Source organism: Acidithrix sp. C25, assembly GCF_904848545.2.
This window is the reverse complement of record NZ_CAJHCI020000001.1, coordinates 889,058-905,403: the sequence shown is the minus strand read 5'-3', so window position 1 is coordinate 905,403 and position 16,346 is coordinate 889,058. Positions and strand designations below refer to the sequence as shown.

At 49.7% G+C, this 16,346-nt stretch carries 19 protein-coding genes; 14 read left to right on the top strand and 5 right to left on the bottom strand.

The window, feature by feature from the left end; all coding sequences use genetic code 11:
* Positions 1–302: 302 nt before the first annotated feature.
* The 3 genes from ACIDITHRIX25_RS90440 (at position 303) to ACIDITHRIX25_RS90430 (ending at position 2,478) form a co-directional block, all read left to right on the top strand.
* A complete protein-coding gene (locus tag ACIDITHRIX25_RS90440) occupies positions 303–1,472 on the top strand; it encodes a hypothetical protein (protein ID WP_213333401.1) in 1,170 nt (389 codons plus the stop codon).
* 461 nt (positions 1,473–1,933) lie between these two features.
* The gene (locus ACIDITHRIX25_RS90435; protein ID WP_283770397.1) at positions 1,934–2,155 is read left to right on the top strand and encodes an antitoxin MazE5; all 222 of its coding nucleotides are present in this window, start codon (positions 1,934–1,936) and stop codon (positions 2,153–2,155) included.
* Positions 2,152–2,478 (top strand): type II toxin-antitoxin system PemK/MazF family toxin, encoded by a 327-nt coding sequence (locus ACIDITHRIX25_RS90430; RefSeq protein WP_201732595.1) that lies wholly within the window; start codon positions 2,152–2,154, stop codon positions 2,476–2,478. Before ACIDITHRIX25_RS90435 ends, ACIDITHRIX25_RS90430 begins: the two co-directional genes overlap by 4 nt.
* 666 nt (positions 2,479–3,144) lie before the next feature.
* Here the strand turns inward: ACIDITHRIX25_RS90430 and ACIDITHRIX25_RS90425 are convergent.
* Positions 3,145–3,678: an ADP-ribosylglycohydrolase family protein gene (locus ACIDITHRIX25_RS90425; RefSeq protein WP_249685697.1), complete on the bottom strand. Its 534-nt coding sequence runs from the start codon at positions 3,676–3,678 to the stop codon at positions 3,145–3,147.
* A 67-nt stretch (positions 3,679–3,745) separates the two neighbouring features.
* Between ACIDITHRIX25_RS90425 and ACIDITHRIX25_RS90420 the strand changes: the two genes are divergently transcribed.
* The 4 genes from ACIDITHRIX25_RS90420 (at position 3,746) to ACIDITHRIX25_RS90405 (ending at position 4,941) form a co-directional block, all read left to right on the top strand.
* Positions 3,746–4,000 (top strand): transposase, encoded by a 255-nt coding sequence (locus ACIDITHRIX25_RS90420; protein ID WP_201732593.1) that lies wholly within the window; start codon positions 3,746–3,748, stop codon positions 3,998–4,000.
* Positions 4,001–4,161: 161 nt separating this feature from the next.
* A complete protein-coding gene (locus ACIDITHRIX25_RS90415; RefSeq protein WP_201732592.1) occupies positions 4,162–4,350 on the top strand; it encodes an IS3 family transposase in 189 nt (62 codons plus the stop codon).
* The gene (locus tag ACIDITHRIX25_RS90410) at positions 4,274–4,720 is read left to right on the top strand and encodes a DDE-type integrase/transposase/recombinase (RefSeq protein WP_249685642.1); all 447 of its coding nucleotides are present in this window, start codon (positions 4,274–4,276) and stop codon (positions 4,718–4,720) included. Before ACIDITHRIX25_RS90415 ends, ACIDITHRIX25_RS90410 begins: the two co-directional genes overlap by 77 nt.
* 95 nt (positions 4,721–4,815) lie before the next feature.
* Positions 4,816–4,941, top strand: coding sequence for an integrase core domain-containing protein (locus ACIDITHRIX25_RS90405; RefSeq protein ID WP_201732952.1), 126 nt, complete (start codon positions 4,816–4,818; stop codon positions 4,939–4,941).
* Here ACIDITHRIX25_RS90405 and ACIDITHRIX25_RS90400 read toward each other — a convergent pair.
* The 4 genes from ACIDITHRIX25_RS90400 to ACIDITHRIX25_RS90385 all read right to left on the bottom strand — a co-directional run bounded on the left by ACIDITHRIX25_RS90400 (position 4,918) and on the right by ACIDITHRIX25_RS90385 (position 8,320).
* Positions 4,918–5,202 (bottom strand): transposase, encoded by a 285-nt coding sequence (locus ACIDITHRIX25_RS90400; protein WP_201732590.1) that lies wholly within the window; start codon positions 5,200–5,202, stop codon positions 4,918–4,920. The genes ACIDITHRIX25_RS90405 and ACIDITHRIX25_RS90400 overlap by 24 nt on opposite strands.
* Before the next feature lie 112 nt (positions 5,203–5,314).
* A complete protein-coding gene (locus ACIDITHRIX25_RS90395) occupies positions 5,315–6,058 on the bottom strand; it encodes a FadR/GntR family transcriptional regulator (protein WP_201732589.1) in 744 nt (247 codons plus the stop codon).
* A gap of 183 nt (positions 6,059–6,241) precedes the next feature.
* Positions 6,242–7,426 carry a thiolase family protein gene (locus ACIDITHRIX25_RS90390; protein WP_201732588.1) on the bottom strand — a complete coding sequence of 395 codons (1,185 nt, stop codon included), beginning with the start codon at positions 7,424–7,426 and terminating at the stop codon, positions 6,242–6,244.
* 108 nt (positions 7,427–7,534) lie between these two features.
* Positions 7,535–8,320 carry an SDR family NAD(P)-dependent oxidoreductase gene (locus ACIDITHRIX25_RS90385; RefSeq protein WP_052604247.1) on the bottom strand — a complete coding sequence of 262 codons (786 nt, stop codon included), beginning with the start codon at positions 8,318–8,320 and terminating at the stop codon, positions 7,535–7,537.
* A 159-nt stretch (positions 8,321–8,479) separates the two neighbouring features.
* On the opposite strand from ACIDITHRIX25_RS90385, the gene ACIDITHRIX25_RS90380 reads away from it, so the two are divergent.
* From ACIDITHRIX25_RS90380 to ACIDITHRIX25_RS90350, 7 genes are all read left to right on the top strand, one after another.
* Complete coding sequence (locus ACIDITHRIX25_RS90380) at positions 8,480–9,028, top strand: biotin/lipoyl-containing protein (RefSeq protein WP_201732587.1); 549 nt, start codon at positions 8,480–8,482, stop codon at positions 9,026–9,028.
* Entirely contained in the window at positions 9,025–10,416 is a 1,392-nt protein-coding gene (locus ACIDITHRIX25_RS90375) for an acetyl-CoA carboxylase biotin carboxylase subunit (RefSeq protein ID WP_201732586.1), read from the top strand. Before ACIDITHRIX25_RS90380 ends, ACIDITHRIX25_RS90375 begins: the two co-directional genes overlap by 4 nt.
* Positions 10,417–10,424: 8 nt before the next feature.
* Positions 10,425–11,888, top strand: coding sequence for a hydroxymethylglutaryl-CoA lyase-like TIM-barrel protein (locus ACIDITHRIX25_RS90370; protein ID WP_201732585.1), 1,464 nt, complete (start codon positions 10,425–10,427; stop codon positions 11,886–11,888).
* Between the two features lie 64 nt (positions 11,889–11,952).
* The gene (locus ACIDITHRIX25_RS90365; protein WP_201732584.1) at positions 11,953–12,666 is read left to right on the top strand and encodes a PEP-utilizing enzyme; all 714 of its coding nucleotides are present in this window, start codon (positions 11,953–11,955) and stop codon (positions 12,664–12,666) included.
* Positions 12,666–14,222, top strand: a complete 1,557-nt coding sequence (locus ACIDITHRIX25_RS90360) for a hypothetical protein (RefSeq protein ID WP_052604252.1) — start codon at positions 12,666–12,668, stop codon at positions 14,220–14,222. Before ACIDITHRIX25_RS90365 ends, ACIDITHRIX25_RS90360 begins: the two co-directional genes overlap by 1 nt.
* Positions 14,223–14,245: 23 nt before the next feature.
* The gene (locus ACIDITHRIX25_RS90355; RefSeq protein WP_201732583.1) at positions 14,246–15,718 is read left to right on the top strand and encodes a class I adenylate-forming enzyme family protein; all 1,473 of its coding nucleotides are present in this window, start codon (positions 14,246–14,248) and stop codon (positions 15,716–15,718) included.
* Between the two features lie 21 nt (positions 15,719–15,739).
* Positions 15,740–16,345, top strand: coding sequence for a hypothetical protein (locus ACIDITHRIX25_RS90350; RefSeq protein WP_052604254.1), 606 nt, complete (start codon positions 15,740–15,742; stop codon positions 16,343–16,345).
* Position 16,346 lies beyond the last annotated feature (1 nt).

Sequence of the window (16,346 nt, the reverse complement as noted above, 5' to 3'; positions counted from 1 at the left end):
GATCACCACAAGTAACTGTGAACTTAGCCGTAAACCACTCACGATTCAATCGATAAATTCGAATGGTTTTAAAGGTCGAATGACGCAATTGACTTTCGAAAAACGTGTAGAGGTTTGGTTGGGATGCTATCATCCACAACGTTTGATATTGCAAACTCAGTTGATTACGAACAAAGACGGAGTGCAGGTGAATCTGGAAGGTGCTGTAAATAGTGTTAATTTGACAGACCTTAGGATTTTTGCTGGAGCTTGGGGCATGCAAACCTAACTCCCTTCGGCATTTGAATGCCAAGACAGTCGATTTGTATAAAACAGTCCTAGAAGCGGCCTGGGAAGATAGCGTCAATGCAAGTGAATTCCGGTTACTCGAGAGGCTTCGCCTAAAGCTAGGAATAGCTCGACGCGATCATCGAGTCATAGAGCTTCAGCTCGGTAAGTTTCCATCGGAAAGTGGCGCATTGCATACCGCGAAAGAGGTCAATGAAGCGATTGGCCATCTGGAAAGAATGGGTCTCGTGCTGAGAGCACGATTGAAAGATGAACACATTTATTGCGTGCCAGACGAACTTGCAATACCGCTTCGCCAACTCCTAAAGATTGAATTGCAAACCCCAGCGTACTTAAATCTTCTCAAGAATGTCCAAGTCAGCACCATGAAAGCTGCGCTCGAAGCAAGCAACCAATTATTTACCGGAACGCGGGAGTTTTTGGCATCACGACTGATTGACAGTTACACATCTCCAAAAGCTGTATTGAAGTTGGTGGAGGATGATCAACTTCGGGCGTGGGCGCGGAAGCTTTCACTACCAAATTCTGATTCGAGCAAAGATGCCCTAATAAGACGTATCGTCAAGTTTTACGATACGTCGACCACTAAGGCGATCGGGCAAGGTGTTTCGAGGCACGAGCAATTGGTGGGGTTCTACGTAGAACTTGCTTCTCGTGATTACAACAAACTTCGGGCAGCTGGAGTTATCGAAAAAGATATACAAGGCGAACGATTCTTCGAAGATGCAACAACGTATTTGGTTAGGGAGTATCTTTTTCTTGAAACCGAGAAATTCGAGGGAAGTAACCATGCTGACGGCAGAGCGTTATACCCCGACAAACGTCATGTCCTCCTCTGGGACTGCAAGTCAAGCGTGAGTGAATACTCTCTTACCGAAAAGTCGAGCCGTCAATTTTTAGCTTATTGCACTCGAACTCCAGCGCCTCAGATTCCATGTCCGATGATGATAATAGCGCCCTCCTTTTCAAAAGAATCGGTCGCAGAAGCCCAGCGCCTTAAGACCCAATGTCCGGTTGGAACTGAAATTGCGCTAATCGAAGCGAGCACATTTCTGTGGCTTTGCCGTCAGTGGCACCAGCAACATGCAAGCACTGATAAGAAACCGCTTCCATGGAAAGTTCTTGCCACAAGCGGGAAACTGTCTGAAGAGAATTTGAAACTGCGTCTGAAAAGTTTTACCTGATTTACTTTGGGAAATCGCATTACTACCCATGAATAAGCATCTTTAAGATATTTTGGATTTCAAGGGGTGATAATAGACCAACCTCCGTATCGCTCATTAGCCGACTACGAAATCAAGGCAGCTCTAGAGCAATAACCAGCAAAAGTCGGCCCGCCCGGTAAAGCACCTTGTCGGTCATTACCGTTCGCCACGCATTCCGGCGTCCGATAGTGCCTCCTTCCTTGGTCGACCTAGACGGTTGTCACCCTCACCTTTTTACTCCGTCGAAGTCAAGCCCCATTATCTCTGTGACCTTGCCTACTTCCTATCCGGGTCTTTCCATACGGGGCGACGCAACCCTCACCAACCAGCGTGTTGTCACAGCGCGGCCGTGATATTGCCCACAGTACGCGCTTGGAAGCAATCCAACCAGATGACTTGTGGCATATCTATGCTATATTGGTGGCATGAGTAGGGTGAGGGTGAGTACCACGGTGGACGAAGATCTTTTGCGCAGTGCCCGCGAGCTGCTCGTCGGGTCGACGGACGCTGCGCTGCTGGACGAGGCGTTGGGGGCGTTGGTGGCTTCTTATCGTCGTGCGGAGATAGATGCAAGTTACGGTGCTTACGATGACGTTCCGCTGGATGTGCCTGATGAGTGGGGTGATCTGGCATCGTTTCGTGACGCAGCTGGGCGGTCGTGACCCAGCTTCCAGCACGGGGCGAGGTGTGGTGGTGCGAACTGTCGGACGTCGGTCGCCGTCCTGTGGTGGTTCTGTCTCGCGACATGGCTATTCCTCGGCTTCGCCGGGCGGTAATCGCCCCGTGTACGACGAACATACGGGGGTTGTCGAGCGAGGTGGTGCTCAATCCGGAAGACGACCCAGTCCCGCGTCCGTCCGCGGTTAACTTGGACTCAGTTGAGAGCGTCTCAGTCAGCGTGCTCGTCGAGCGTTTAGGCCGACTTAGCGACGCACGGATGCGCGAGGTCTGCTCCGCGCTTGGGGTGGCTGTGGGCTGCGGGTAGTCGGTGTGAACTTACGCGACCTTATCGATATATATGGGGAAGTTTATCGAGGGGGCTTGAGGGGATTGCAGTGCTTTGACCTCATTATTCTTCGCTAAATCCCTATTCAGGAGGCCAGGATTGGTACTTTCGCACCGTGGACATCGGCGGTTCGAGTCCGCTCACCTCCACCTAACTATCCGTATGATAACCCTGCACTTTATCGATGCCGCTCAAATCGCCTATCGGGTTGTTCCTGAGGGCGATTTTTTATATGTCGAGAGAGATGTGGACCCTTGGTGGAATGGAGCTACTCACCAAACGCGAAACGGAACCCCGCTTATCTATGCAGCTTTCAACATTGCTGACTTCTCAAACCCATCCGGTGAAATGCCACCAATACTTGAATGTCTCCTATTGCGGTTGTACCATTAGATCCAGTCAAAGATCTCAATTCTCGCCTCCTCTCTGGTGTCGAAAACGCCTCGATAGACACTCCGTTTCTTCAATGATGTCAATAGTGTGGAAACGCTTGACTGAACTGGTCTTAGTGCGTTTGAGGGAGTGATTCAACTCCTCATATGATTACAACGAATCAAGTTTTTGCATTTGTGGCATCATCAAGTGCTCGCATCTAACTATTGCATTGGACTACACGTAAACAACCAGCACATGAATCAGCGAACTTTATTGGTTGCCAACTAATCGACTTGCTAGCTCCAAGGCATCAATTGGCCAGAAACACTCTGGTCGCGGGCGATGGACGCCTGGATTTCCAGCCTTAGGGTGGCAGTTCAAGACGGAGTCGACCCATTGGGATGGTATCGCGTCGATACCGTAGACAGCACCCAATAGCGCTCCACAAATTGCCGCATTTGTATCTGTATCTCCACCTTGCATAACCGTATCGACAACGCCTGTTTCAAAACTCGGAGCATTTAGCAATTGCCACAGTGCATTGCGAAATGCAATCAAAACCCAACCTTGTTGATGGACGTAGTCAGATGGTGGTCCTTCGGTAGCTCCTTGGATTACATCCATGAGTAAAGGATCGACTACTTGTGCGTAAGACCACTGCTTGATCTTGCGATAGAGTGTCTCGCCGTCGCATCCAGTTGAAATAGCATGAGCAATAGCCATTGTGAAAAGCGAGTTAGCTTGAAGGCATACTGGATTGGGATGAGTTAGAGCGGCGTCTTGCATAGCCCATTCGCCGACCATATCCAATGATTGAACCTTCTCACGATACGCGACACGACTCTCCCTAAATCAAAGGAGAATGGTAGTCATGGGAGAATTGCATCCAAAAGAGGCAACGCCTCGTAGAAAGTTTGACTCAGATTTCAAAAGTGACGCAGTCAAACTTGTAGAGATTGGAAATCGATCCATTAAGCAGGTGGTAGAAGAGTTGGGTATCTCGGAGGCAACTCTTAATAATTGGGTCTACAACGATCGGAGAGCAAAGAAGGCTTCCGGTGAGACTACACCGGATTTCATTGAAGATAATCTTCGTCTCCGCAAGGAGATAAGAACAGGCTCGTAAATGGAAAAGAAATAGAGACTCTCTGTTTTCGGCCTTCTGGATAAAGGACACAGACGGGAACTGATTTACCAGTTCATAGATATCCGTAAAGGCCGATTTTCCAATCAATGTGCTCTGTAGGGTCTTAGCTGTATCGCGTTTATGCCTATTACCGCTGGTCGGTGAGGAGGAAGTACCTCGAAGAGCTAAATAGCGCTCGTGAGAATCTCAAAGAGAGGCTCCTTGAAGCCTTCTTAGCTAACCGTAGGATCTATGGCGCACCAAGATTGACTCATGAGCTCAGAGATAGCGGTATTAACGTCTCAAAAGCGACCGTACGTAAGTCGCCTGATGGCAGAGTTATCCATTAGTGGGGCTTGCGGAAGAGCTAAGACGATCACGACTCGACCAGATAGACACGCCAGGAAGAGTTCTGATCTAGTTGAGAGAAACTTCTCCGTCGATGAAACAGACAAGCTATGGGTGAGTGACCTGACCTACATCGGCACAAGAGAAGGCTGGTTGTATTTGGTGTGCATCATGGACGCGATTCAAGTAAGGATCCTTGGGTATTCGATGAGTGATTCAATGGACCTCCAGATGTTCATCGATTGCCTCGATAAAGCACGATCTACCAGGGGAAAGGTATTGATGTCAGATACCATTTTTCGCATCGACCATGGATCTCAATACACAAGTAATGAGTTCAGAGAGATGCTACGACTCTCTCAGTTCTTATAAGTCGATGGGGAACGTTGGGGATTCACCGTTAACCGGCTAATCGTGAGGCTCCATTCCCGCGAATCAATTTGCCTCGATTAGCAGGTTAACACGGCATTATCCGGGCGCGAATCGAAATATTCGACTGGATCCAATGGTACAACCGGAAGAGGAGACATTCAAGTATTGGTGATATTTCGCCAATTGATTTTGAAAAGTCAGCTATGGTGAAAGCTGCATAGATAAGCAGAGTTCCGTTTCGCGTTTGGTGAGTAATTCCAAAGATTCTCTTCAATGAGGTCCGGTGTAGTCTCACCGGAAGCCTTCTTTGCTCTCCGATCGTTGTAGACCCAATTATTAAGAGTTGCCTCCGAGATACCCAACTCTTCTACCACCTGCTTAATGGATCGATTTCCAATCTCTACAAGTTTGACTGCGTCACTTTTGAAATCCGAGTCAAACTTTCTACGAGGCGTTGCCTCTTTTGGATGCAATTCTCCCATGACTACCATTCTCCTTTGATTTAGGGAGAGTCGTGTCGCGTATCGTGAGAAGGTTCACATCGCTATCAATTTCGATAGAGTAACTTGTAAAAAGGGATCGGTGAGCACCTCTCTACTCCGCCGTTTCAATCTCCGTCAAGTTTACTGAATGATCATGAAGGGCATTGATCGAGATCTGCTTATCCTCAATTAGCGAGCGAATCCATCTCTCGGATTCGGTTACATGGATCGTGGATGCTGCGGAAGCCAAGGTAGGGTTCCGGTCAGCCAGCGCATCTACGATCCTTCGATGCTGTTCCAGTGTAAACGACTGTACGCCACCGATATAAATTCCCCTCCAGATACGTGCCCGGATTGCTTTATTTGACAGCCCTCGCATCAGGGCACACAAAGTCATATTTCCAGTAACCGCCATAATTTGTTCATGAAATTCGTAGTCGAGAACGATGAGATCTTCCACATTGCTTGCTTCGTACATAAGATCAAGGCTTCGACGCAGCTGCTCAACTTGCTCATCGTTTATCTTTAACGCCGCATGCGCGGTTGCAACTGGTTCAAAAAGGCGTCTTACTTCAAATATTTCGAGCAGAGTATCGCTCTTGGCCAAATCGACAACAAGTCCAAATCCACTCATCAAAACTTCTGGCCCCAGGTCTGAAACGTAGGTTCCGCTTCCCTTGCGTACTTCAAGAACCTTCAAGTGGACTAAGGCGCTAGTGGCCTCCCTCAACGAACTCCTAGAAAGGCCAAACTTAGCCGCTAGTTCAGTCTCCGAAGGAAGACGCTGACCTGACGCAAACTCACCGTTTGCTATCAAATCCATAATTCTTTCGATCGTCTGTACAGATCCGCTCATTTAGATGTCTCTCCGAAGGGCTTTTGGCATTCACTTTGCAGCGAAATATCGACACTCGGATCGATGCGATAGTCTCGGGCAACCTCGCTGAAAGCCGTCACCTTCGAACGTTAATTATACTTTCATCGACTTGGCTAATACCATCACCAAAGATGCGAAAGTCGAAACGCATTTTTCAACTCGTTAGCGTCCAAGAATTATAACCGTAGCTGCAGCAGAGTCATTTCGCAAATATCCCCCGGCATTTTCAGCCAATCCAATTCTTGCACCAATTACCTGCCTGTCACCGCCCCGTCCCCTTAACTGATCCGAAAGTTCCACGAGCTGAGCACAGCCAGTTGCACCGATCGGATGGCCCCTCGCAATCAGACCACCGCTTGGATTGACTGGGATCTTTCCTCCGATGGTCGTATCTCCCGCTCGCAGCATACGCAGGGCTCCTCCCTCATCAGCTAGACCTAATTCTTCAATTGTGATGAGCTCGGCGGGGGCTGCTCCATCGTGAACCTCAACGACATCGATATCAGCAGGGGATACACCTGCCTTCTCATACGCTTTGGTGGCGGCACGACGTGCCACCGTAGGCGTCTCTTCAGCTCTCTCTTGTCCAGAGAGAAGGACACTCGCCAAAACTCTAACTCTGGAGTCAGTCCTTCGAGATTTTGCAAATTCGGAACCGGTTACGACTAGAGCTGCTGCGCCGTTACTAATCGAAGAGCACATAAGGAGTGTCAATGGACCGGTAATAACGCGACTTGCCAAAACCTCTTCAACCGTTGTGCTCTTTTGAAATTGAGCACTTGGGTTACTCAATGCGTGACGCCTGTTTTTTACTACTACCTCTGCGAAGTCGTCCTCGGTAGCGCCGTAACGACTCATGTACTCCTTTGCCATCGATGCATATACATCCATAAAATACGAACGATCAATCGATGCGCCGTCACTTTCAATTGGTGGTGGCCACTCCAGGTCGATCGCTGTGCCAATGGCGGCAAATGATGTAGCTTTATCGAGATGTGTCATCTTCTCAGCGCCAACGACGAGAATAACTTCGTAGGCGCCGGAATCTATCAACTTATCTGCCAGAAAGAAGGCTGAACTACCCGAGGCACATGCATTTTCAGTGTTGATAATAGGCTTACCAAGGAGGCTGCTTCTCTTGAGACTTGCCTGTCCTCGGATCATCTCTTGGCCTGTAATTAGTCCACCGACTGCATTTGAGAATATGACGGCGTCAACTTCGTTGGTGTAAATCTCTGCATCTGCTAGGGAAGCTTCAATCACTTGAGAGCACATCTGTTCCAACGAACGATCCTCTTTGGTGAATCGAGTCATCGAAGTACCGATGATGTAGTTAGAGCCAGCCATTTCGACCTTCAATGCTCAGCAGATGGACGAGAATTGACCTATCCAACGATCTTTGAAGGCACGAGTGATCACTCGTGCCTTCAAATCCGAAAGTTCGGACTACTGGCCTCACGGCGAGCAAGTCATTCCTCCATCGATCACCATGACGGAGCCGTTGCAGTACGTCGCTTCATCGGATGCAAGGAAGAGAATTCCATTTGCAATCTCTTCAGGTTTGCCCATCCGCCCCGATGGATTCCATTGGAACCTATAGTCTTCACCATTTAGGTAGTCGATGTACTCTTCCACCATCGGCGTCTCGATATATCCCGGACAAACGACGTTAGAACGAATGTTGTCCTTAGCATAGGCCGTAGCTAGTGAGCGAGTGAGATTTATTATTGCCCCTTTAGCAGTGGTATATGCGTGCGCATCTGGATTTCCTACGATACCAAGCACGCTCGAGACGTTGACGATCGCTCCGCCACCACGCTTACGAATCTCTGGAATTGCGCGCCTCGTGCAATTTACAACCGAGTCGAGGTTGATCGCCATAACGTGGCTCCACTCCTCAACCGAACTCTCATCGATAGCAAGCATGCTATTCGGACGTACTTCTCTATATGAGTAGCCAACTCCTGCACAATTTACTAGGATGTCAAGACCTCCGTAGGTCGAGATCGCAGTGTCGATCGAGGCCGCCGAACCCGCATCTTGCGATAAATCAGTAGCAACTGTGACTATCGTGCCACCGTTCTTCTCTATTACTTTCTTCAGGTCGGCGAGCTTAGATTCACTCCTTCCAACCCCAACGACTTTGGCCCCCTCTGCAGCAAAGCGTTCAGCGGCTGATCGGCCAATGCCACTACTTGCCCCCGTGACAACAGCGATCTTGCCCTCTAGTCTCCCCGTCATATATCCCCCTTCAATTCGAACATGTTCGATTCTGCATATGGCTTAATGCCCCATCTTTCGAAATGGCTTGACGGAACCACATGCCATATGTAGAATGAGTAAATAGTAGTCATCCTACAACTTGTTGTCAAGACAAATTGACTACGAAGGGGGAGTTGAATGGGTTTCGATACTTCGGATGTACGTCGAATACTTGAGGCATTTGAAGCTTCTAACTGGGAAAACATACACCTAAGTACTTCGGATTTCGAGATTAAAATTAGTTCAAAATCAGGTACGATCGACGAAAGAGAGGAGATCGTATTCGAACGAGAAGTAACAAAGTCATCCTACAACTTGGGTGAAAGAGCGACGATTGGCAATGACACCGAAGCTGAATCAATTCCAGCTGAATTACAAATCTCCCAGAGAAACTTGAACAGAGATCACAGTGCGTCAGATCTGGTTCGAATCACGGCGCCGACTGTAGGGATCTTTTGGGCTTCACCCAGTCCCGGAGCACCCCCCTTTGCAAAGGTAGGGCAGCTTCTAGAGCCGGATAGCACAGTAGCGATCGTTGAAGTTATGAAGCTGATGAACCACATCAAAGCAGGCGTTTCAGGAAGGGTAGTCGAGACAGTTGCACAAAATGGAAAGGCAGTGGAGGCAGGAGACGTTCTCTTCCTAATCGAAGTCGAAAGCGACGATCTCTCACGGGGCACAAATTGATTTCGAAGGTTTTAGTTGCAAATCGGGGAGAGATCGCGGTACGCATCATCCGTGCCTGCTTTGACGAAGGATTGATAAGTGTTGCTGCACTATCTGAAGCAGATCTGGACAGCATGCCAGCACGGTTAGCAGATGAGGTAATTTGTATAGGTGAACCGAGCGCGAGTGCGAGTTACCTCTCCGTTGGAACCCAAATCTCTGCCGCGATACTAGCTAAGTGTGACGCCATCCACCCCGGATATGGATTTCTCTCTGAACAACCGGCGCTAGCTGAGGAGGCGAATCGATGGGGAATCACCTTCGTTGGTCCGAGTGCCGATGCCATTCGACGCGGCGGAGACAAGGTAGCAGCACGAGAGCTTGCCCGTTCCCTAGGAGTTGCCGTGGCTTCGGGTTCCGACGCAGTCTCTTCAGTAGATGAAGCTGAAAATATTGCCAAGGAGCTCGGATATCCTCTGCTTCTGAAGGCAGCTGGAGGCGGCGGGGGGAAGGGGATGCGCCAAATTCACAACTTGGATGAATTACGAGCCGGATTCGCACAAGCATCCAATGAAGCACGTGCCGCCTTTGGCGATGACAGGATTTACATAGAGCGTTACGTCGAGAATGCACGCCACATCGAAGTGCAGATTATGGCAGATCGCTTCGGTAAGGTAGTCCACCTCGGTGATCGAGACTGCTCCTGCCAGCGTAGGTTTCAGAAGTTGGTCGAAGAGGCGCCGGCAACGATCATAAGCGAAACTGTTCGACGAGAGTTAGCCGAAGCTGCGATATCACTGTTATCAGCCCTCGATTACGTTGGAGCAGGTACGGTCGAATTCCTCTATGATCTCGACCGCGAGTCGTACTTCTTTCTAGAGGTAAATACCCGCGTTCAAGTGGAGCATCCTGTAACAGAGATGGTTACCGAGATCGACATTGTAAGGGAGCAACTTCGGGTTGCAGGAGGGGCACCCCTTTCTTTCTCGCAATCTGATGTAAAGATCTCGGGCCACGCTATCGAATGTCGAGTCAACGCAGAGTCGGCCCTAAACGGATTTACTGCATCGCCTGGTTTGATCACCTCCTGGACGGCGCCGATGGGAAGCGGTGTGAGGGTAGACACTCACTGCTACAGCGGATATAGAGTCTCCCCCTACTACGACTCGATGCTAGGAAAGCTAATATGCCACGGCAATACCCGATCAGAGGCGATAACCAAGCTTCTTAGGTCCCTAACACACTTCGAAGTTGAGGGAGTGGCTACGACTATCGACCTGCACCGCTCGATTATATCCTCGAGAGAGTTTGGAGAAAATCAGTTCACCACCGTTTGGCTAGAGAGAGCATTTCTACCCAGATTTTTAGCTGCTAATTCTGGGTCAAACTTCGACCCCCTAGGAAAATAGGAACTTTAATGAGCCATATCGAATTCGTTGATCAGACTTTAAGGGACGGCCAACAGAGCCTTTGGGGTATGCGAATGCGCACCGGAATGGTAGCGGAAGTAGCTGGATTGATCGACAAGGCCGGTTTTAGGACCGTAGATGTAACGGGTAGCTCGATGTTTGAATGCATGATTCGCTACTCCAGAGAGGATCCATGGGAAGGGTTAGATCTTTGGCGGAGTTGGATGCCAAACTCTAAACTACGTGCTGGTTCAAGGTCAAACTGCATCGCAAAATTCGGCCTGACACCCGATTCGCTGATGGACCTTTGGATTCAGACTTTAGTCAAGCACGGTATCAATTCATTTTGGATCTACGACTGCCTCTTCAATATGGACAAGATGGAGAGGTTATGCAAAGTGGTATCGGATGCCGGGGCCGAAGTCGTCCCATCGGTCATGTATGGCATCAGTCCCGTGCACACCGATGAATTCTTTGCAGAGAGGGTCGCCGAGATGGTGTCTTGGGGCTTTGTGGACTCAGTGTACGTAGAAGATGCTCCAGGAATTCTAACCCCCGAACGAGCGACTACTCTTTTTCCAGCTTTAGTAAAAGCTGCTAACGGCACGCCTCTCGAGATGCATTGCCACAATACCGTCGGAGTTGCGCCAAGAAATTACATTGAAGCAATTGCAGCAGGAATCAATATCCTCCACACGGCCTCTCGGCCACTCGCAAATGGTCCATCACTTCCGTCAACCGAATCCATGGTTGCAAATCTAGATTGGCTAGGCCACACCCATGGAATCAACGAAGAGCTCCTTGAGCCTATTGCCGCACACTTCGCTCGTGTAGCACAGCAAGAGGGTCATCCAATTGGCCACGTTAATGAGTACTCCGTCTTCAACTACAAGCACCAATTACCAGGTGGGATGACTGGAACCCTCAAAGCCCAACTTGCTCAGTACAACATGGCGGACCGACTCGATGAGGTACTTGAAGAGGTAGTTCAATGTCGAGAGGACTTGGGCCATCCAATTTCAGCTACTCCATTTTCACAATTGATGGGAATTCAAGCGGTACTAAACGTAGTGACAGGGGAACGCTACTCGATAGTGCCCGACGAGGTAATTATTTACGTCCTTGGCCACCTTGGTAAGGCACCAGCACCATTCAATGAGGAGGTCAAGGATCGAATCTTGGATTCGACTCGGGGAAGAGAGATGCAGGATTGGGAGCCTCCGCAACCCTCTATTAAAGAGTTAAAGCGAGAATACGGCGATGAAAAGATCTCCGATGAGGAGCTTCTCATGCGATACCTAGCACCTGCAGATGATCTTGAAGCAACCAGGTCAAAGGGTCCTGTTCCTCGCAACTACATATTCAACGAGACATCCTCCCTGAAGGATCTTGTCGAGGATATGTTGGCAATGAAGAGGCCTAAATACCTTCGAGTGAGCAAGGAGGATTGGACTATCACGTTGCGACGATAGAGCTTTACAGTTACAAAACACTTATAACAAGCCTAAACAAGAAGAATATCGAGGGGGAATATCGATGGGTCAACCAAATACAAACGACTCCAAGTGGGGGAAGAAGGCGATGACGCCGACTGTGGAGTTCTACCACAATCGCATCCGCGAGCTAGTAGCCGAAAGGTTTGCATCGTCAGGCAAACCATGGAACGATGTCGTGGTAGATCCAAATCTTGAATTTACAAAGGCCGACTTTGAAAAGATCGAGGCCGAGCTACTCGCAACTGGGTATCGATTTGAGATGTCAGCTCAAATATCGCAACAAGAAGAGCCCGATAAGTACAAGTCGCTGGTCGGAGTTCAAGATTCCGGAAACCGCGAAAGGGACGAAGAGGGGCGAGAGGTCGTAGGAACCGGGGACAACGTCTTCAATGCTAAAGCCAACGTCATTGGTACGGCACGAATGATCTCCAACGTCGAGATCGTCATGGAGATGCTCATAAATGGCGTACCCGATGGAACTATCGCCATCATCGACGACTCAGGTGGCACTCTAACAGCGCCAATACTAGAGGGCTTTGCTGGTGTCGTATGCATGGGGGGAACCGTGCGATCACACCTTGGAATCTTGACCCGAGAATACGGGGTTCCTTGCCTGATGGCCGCCGAACTCGATGGTCTAAACGATGGCGACACCATAGAGGTTGAATTTGCTCGGCAAGGGGAACAGGCAAATGGAGGCGACAGCAATTCACGCCGTCGCATCTGGAAGATTGAAGAATTAGGGGGAAAATAATGCCTACAAAGAATCACAGCTATGCCGAGTTGCTCGAGCTCAACTCATGGATCAGAAAGTGCAGCGACACCTTTTTTTGGCTTTGTACCACGCGTACTGTTCAAGAGTCAAAGCTATTTCCAGTCAATCCCTATATCGCCCTCTCCTATTTAAATGCATGGTATCGCTACCCACAACTCCTGCGAAAGCTAGAAGAGCACATGTCTGCCGAAGATATTGGTGATAGAGCTCGAGAGGTAACGACCTACGCCAATGCAATTGCAAATGGAATCATCCCTCAATTCTATCTAGGCGGGCGACAGATCCTCATTGACATGGGGATGATTAGTCCTACGGACGCCCTCGACGACGTTGCGTACGTTCTGGACTTTTCTCGAAGACTAAACCTCTCCTATCACAGAAACCATGCCCACATCCTCGCTAGTGATGCAAACCAGAGAATGCAACTTTTACCTGAGCGTGTGGTACAAGTCTTCGAAGCAGATGCTTTTCCTGTAAAGCCGGGCGACCGCCTACATACGGCGGTAGTAAAGTTCCTAGCTCAGATCTCTCAATATGCGTTTCTCTCGCATGCAGAGTGTCGCCTAGGTATCCACAACTCTGGCCCCTATATGGTCGGTGAAAACTCGGAGATGCTGGTAAGGGATTTTGTAGACCTCGCGGAGGGAGATCTACCGTGGCTCGATGGGGTCGCCTCTGCTGTCTCCTATAACAACCTGACAATTCCAGTAATCCTGAAGGACACCCACTTTCATATCGTCGACGACTGGGCATCATTTGAAGCGACTCCAGCTTACGACCACGCCAATATGGCCGCAGTGGGCGTCTACACCTCTGACTATCTTTCGGGGGGATACCTGCCAGTAGCAATGGACAGTCCCGATACCTTGGCTGAATTCCTTGAGAATGAACGAGAAGTCCTTCGAAAGGCCACCTCTGACCTTTGGAAGGTCATGGCAACATGGAGTAGAGATCAATTGATCGACGCAGGTCTACTCGTCTACTACAACGTTCCAAAGGACCTATTCCACATAGCAGGCATCTATGAACAGGAAGATTGGTTCACAGTCGAGGAGAGGGCTCAACGCTTCAAGCCTCTTATGAACGACGAATATGGCAGGGATCTTATCGCAGAGCTAGTTGGATATATCTCCCTTTCATCTCAGCAAGGGAACGAGTACGTGATGAGTAAGTACTCGATGGCGAGGGGCGATATGTGGTCAACCATTCCATATTCAGTACTTAGTGATGATGAATTTACCACTTCAGTCGGACAAATCAGAGGGGGAAGCACCTCGCTACCGGCAAAGGCTGGCCTCTATACGACCACAAAGGGCAAGTTGACGCAGGAGCAGGCGAATGCTGAGGCTAAGAAACTCGACTGTCTAGTCTTCGAGGATAAGTACCGCTTTCTAGATGACGAGTGGATGAAGTTGCATCCAAACGATCCGAGGGCCCAGGAACTCTATCTCTATTCGCAGAGAAACTCTCGAACCCTAAAGGGTAAGGGGGCATCGCTTCTTAGGGGGGACTTTATCTCGCCGGAGGATAAGTAGTGGTCAAGTACGAAAGGCTCTAGATGGAAATTGGAGATCTAATACGTCAGGCGGCTCGTCGGCACGGCGATGCGCCCGCCATAGAGTGTGAGGAAAGGGTCTTAAGCTTCAACCAGTTCAACGATGCTACCGACCGGCTTGGAAACTCCCTTCTCAAATTGGGTCTTTTGCCTGGCGACCGGGTGGGAGTCCTTCTTCCAAATGGGATCGAAGGACTCATCGTCTACTACGCGCTAGCTAAATCTGGACTCGTAAGAGTCTCGCTAAATCACAGGGACTCCCATCAAGATCACCTTCACCGTATCGCTGACTCTGAAGCGAGGGCCATGATTTCGGAGGATGCTTCTAGCTTTCCAGTTGAAGTATCGATCGACCTTGAACAGCTCGAGAAATTGATCTCGGATGGGTCGCCGATCGCCTGTGACGTGGGGCGTTCTGCTCAAGCACCCTATCGAATTGGCTACACCGGAGGTACTACTGGTCCACCGAAGGGCGTAGTACTTACGATGGCAAATGAATACGCTGAGATAACCAACTATCTCATCGATCTCATTCCTGGAATCGGAACGGGAGATGTAATGGTGCACGCAGCACCCGTTACCCATGCGAGTGGATCGTTCTTTCTCCCACACTTAATTCGTGGCGCTAAAAACATCATCCTTTCCAAATTCGAGCCGTCTCGTTACTTAGAGGCGCTCGAGCAGAGAGGAGCAACCAGCACATTTTTGGTACCAACGATGATATCGATGGTCTTAGAAGAGCCCAATATAAATGACTTGGACTTTTCAAAGCTTAAAAGACTCTGCTACGGTGCTTCCCCAATCGCGCCCTCTGTGGTTGAAAGGGCGGAGGCGGCATTTGGTAAGATCTTGACGCAAACGTATGGCCAGTCCGAGGCGCCAATGACCCTAACTCTACTCAGGCCAGAAGAGCACCATCGCGTCGGTTCGGCTGGGGAGCCCTACTCCATGGTAGAAGTTCGAGTCTTCGACGAAGAGGACAAGGAACTCCCCATCGGGGCCGAAGGAGAGATAGTTGCTAGGGGCCAGATCGTAATGAGTGGCTACTGGAAGCGCGCAAATGAAACCGAAGAAACTCTTCGGGGAGGGTGGTTGCACACCGGCGACATCGGTCGAATTGACCAAGACGGCTTTGTCTACCTTCTCGATCGCCGCCACGACATAATCATTAGCGGTGGCTTTAACGTCTACCCCCGTGAGGTGGAGGATGCACTTCAGTCTCATCCAATGGTGAAGGAGGCTGCCGTAGTCGGTGTAGCAGACGCCAAGTGGGGCGAGGCGGTTAAGGCAGTGGTTTCGGTTCGGGGCGAGACGAGCGAAGAGGAGCTACTTAGCTTCGTTCGTGAAAGGGTAGCTAGGTACAAGTGCCCACGCTACGTGGAGATCTGGGAGGACCTCCCCAAAAGCTCCGCAGGAAAGATCCTCCGTAAAGAGGTAAGAGGCCGCTTGAAGGCCGCAGAGGTCCAAGAAAATTAGATGAAATAACCGGAGGTATATATGGACGTCGATCTTCTATCTTTGCATGGGCTGGGAGTCAAAAAGGCTGGGGGGATCGAAGAGATCGCCAAGATCATGGGGCTAACCTCCAATCAAGTCGAGTCGGCCTTCAAAACGGCACAGGCCGAAGGATTGATCGTTGGGGCACGAGGAAACTTTATGTTGACGCCCTCAGGCCATCAACATTTGAACGAGAGCTATGCCGTTGTCTTCAAGGATCTTCGCGAAAACGAAGCCCTTAATAAGTCGTACGAGAGGTTCGAGGTTATCAACAAGAGGCTGCTCGCGCTATTTACGGCTTGGCAAAGTGTCACTAAGGCTGGAACGTCGGTTCCCAACGATCACAGCGACTTCGAATACGACAACCGAATATTCGACGATCTAGGTGGTATTCACGAACGTTCACAACCAATTATTGCCGCCTTCTCTAAAGAAGTTCCCCGCTTCGCCCTTTATGAAGAGCGACTAAGCGACGCATATGACAAAGTACTTAGCGGTCAAAGCGAATACGTCAGCGGCGTTCGCATAGACAGCTACCACACAATCTGGTTTGAACTACACGAAGACCTTCTCCGCCTCCTAGGTCGAACCCGAGAGGAGAACTAAC

Bases quoted from the DNA above. Each gene is read 5' to 3' on its own strand.
- ACIDITHRIX25_RS90425 (WP_249685697.1), bottom strand. From the start codon at position 3,678: ATGGTCGGCGAATGGGCTATGCAAGACGCCGCTCTAACTCATCCCAAT.
- ACIDITHRIX25_RS90420 (WP_201732593.1), top strand. From the start codon at position 3,746: ATGGGAGAATTGCATCCAAAAGAGGCAACGCCTCGTAGAAAGTTTGAC.
- ACIDITHRIX25_RS90410 (WP_249685642.1), top strand. From the start codon at position 4,274: ATGAGCTCAGAGATAGCGGTATTAACGTCTCAAAAGCGACCGTACGTA.
- ACIDITHRIX25_RS90400 (WP_201732590.1), bottom strand. From the start codon at position 5,202: ATGGGAGAATTGCATCCAAAAGAGGCAACGCCTCGTAGAAAGTTTGAC.
- ACIDITHRIX25_RS90395 (WP_201732589.1), bottom strand. From the start codon at position 6,058: ATGAGCGGATCTGTACAGACGATCGAAAGAATTATGGATTTGATAGCA.
- ACIDITHRIX25_RS90390 (WP_201732588.1), bottom strand. From the start codon at position 7,426: ATGGCTGGCTCTAACTACATCATCGGTACTTCGATGACTCGATTCACC.
- ACIDITHRIX25_RS90385 (WP_052604247.1), bottom strand. From the start codon at position 8,320: ATGACGGGGAGACTAGAGGGCAAGATCGCTGTTGTCACGGGGGCAAGT.
- ACIDITHRIX25_RS90380 (WP_201732587.1), top strand. From the start codon at position 8,480: ATGGGTTTCGATACTTCGGATGTACGTCGAATACTTGAGGCATTTGAA.
- ACIDITHRIX25_RS90370 (WP_201732585.1), top strand. From the start codon at position 10,425: ATGAGCCATATCGAATTCGTTGATCAGACTTTAAGGGACGGCCAACAG.
- ACIDITHRIX25_RS90365 (WP_201732584.1), top strand. From the start codon at position 11,953: ATGGGTCAACCAAATACAAACGACTCCAAGTGGGGGAAGAAGGCGATG.
- ACIDITHRIX25_RS90360 (WP_052604252.1), top strand. From the start codon at position 12,666: ATGCCTACAAAGAATCACAGCTATGCCGAGTTGCTCGAGCTCAACTCA.
- ACIDITHRIX25_RS90355 (WP_201732583.1), top strand. From the start codon at position 14,246: ATGGAAATTGGAGATCTAATACGTCAGGCGGCTCGTCGGCACGGCGAT.
- ACIDITHRIX25_RS90350 (WP_052604254.1), top strand. From the start codon at position 15,740: ATGGACGTCGATCTTCTATCTTTGCATGGGCTGGGAGTCAAAAAGGCT.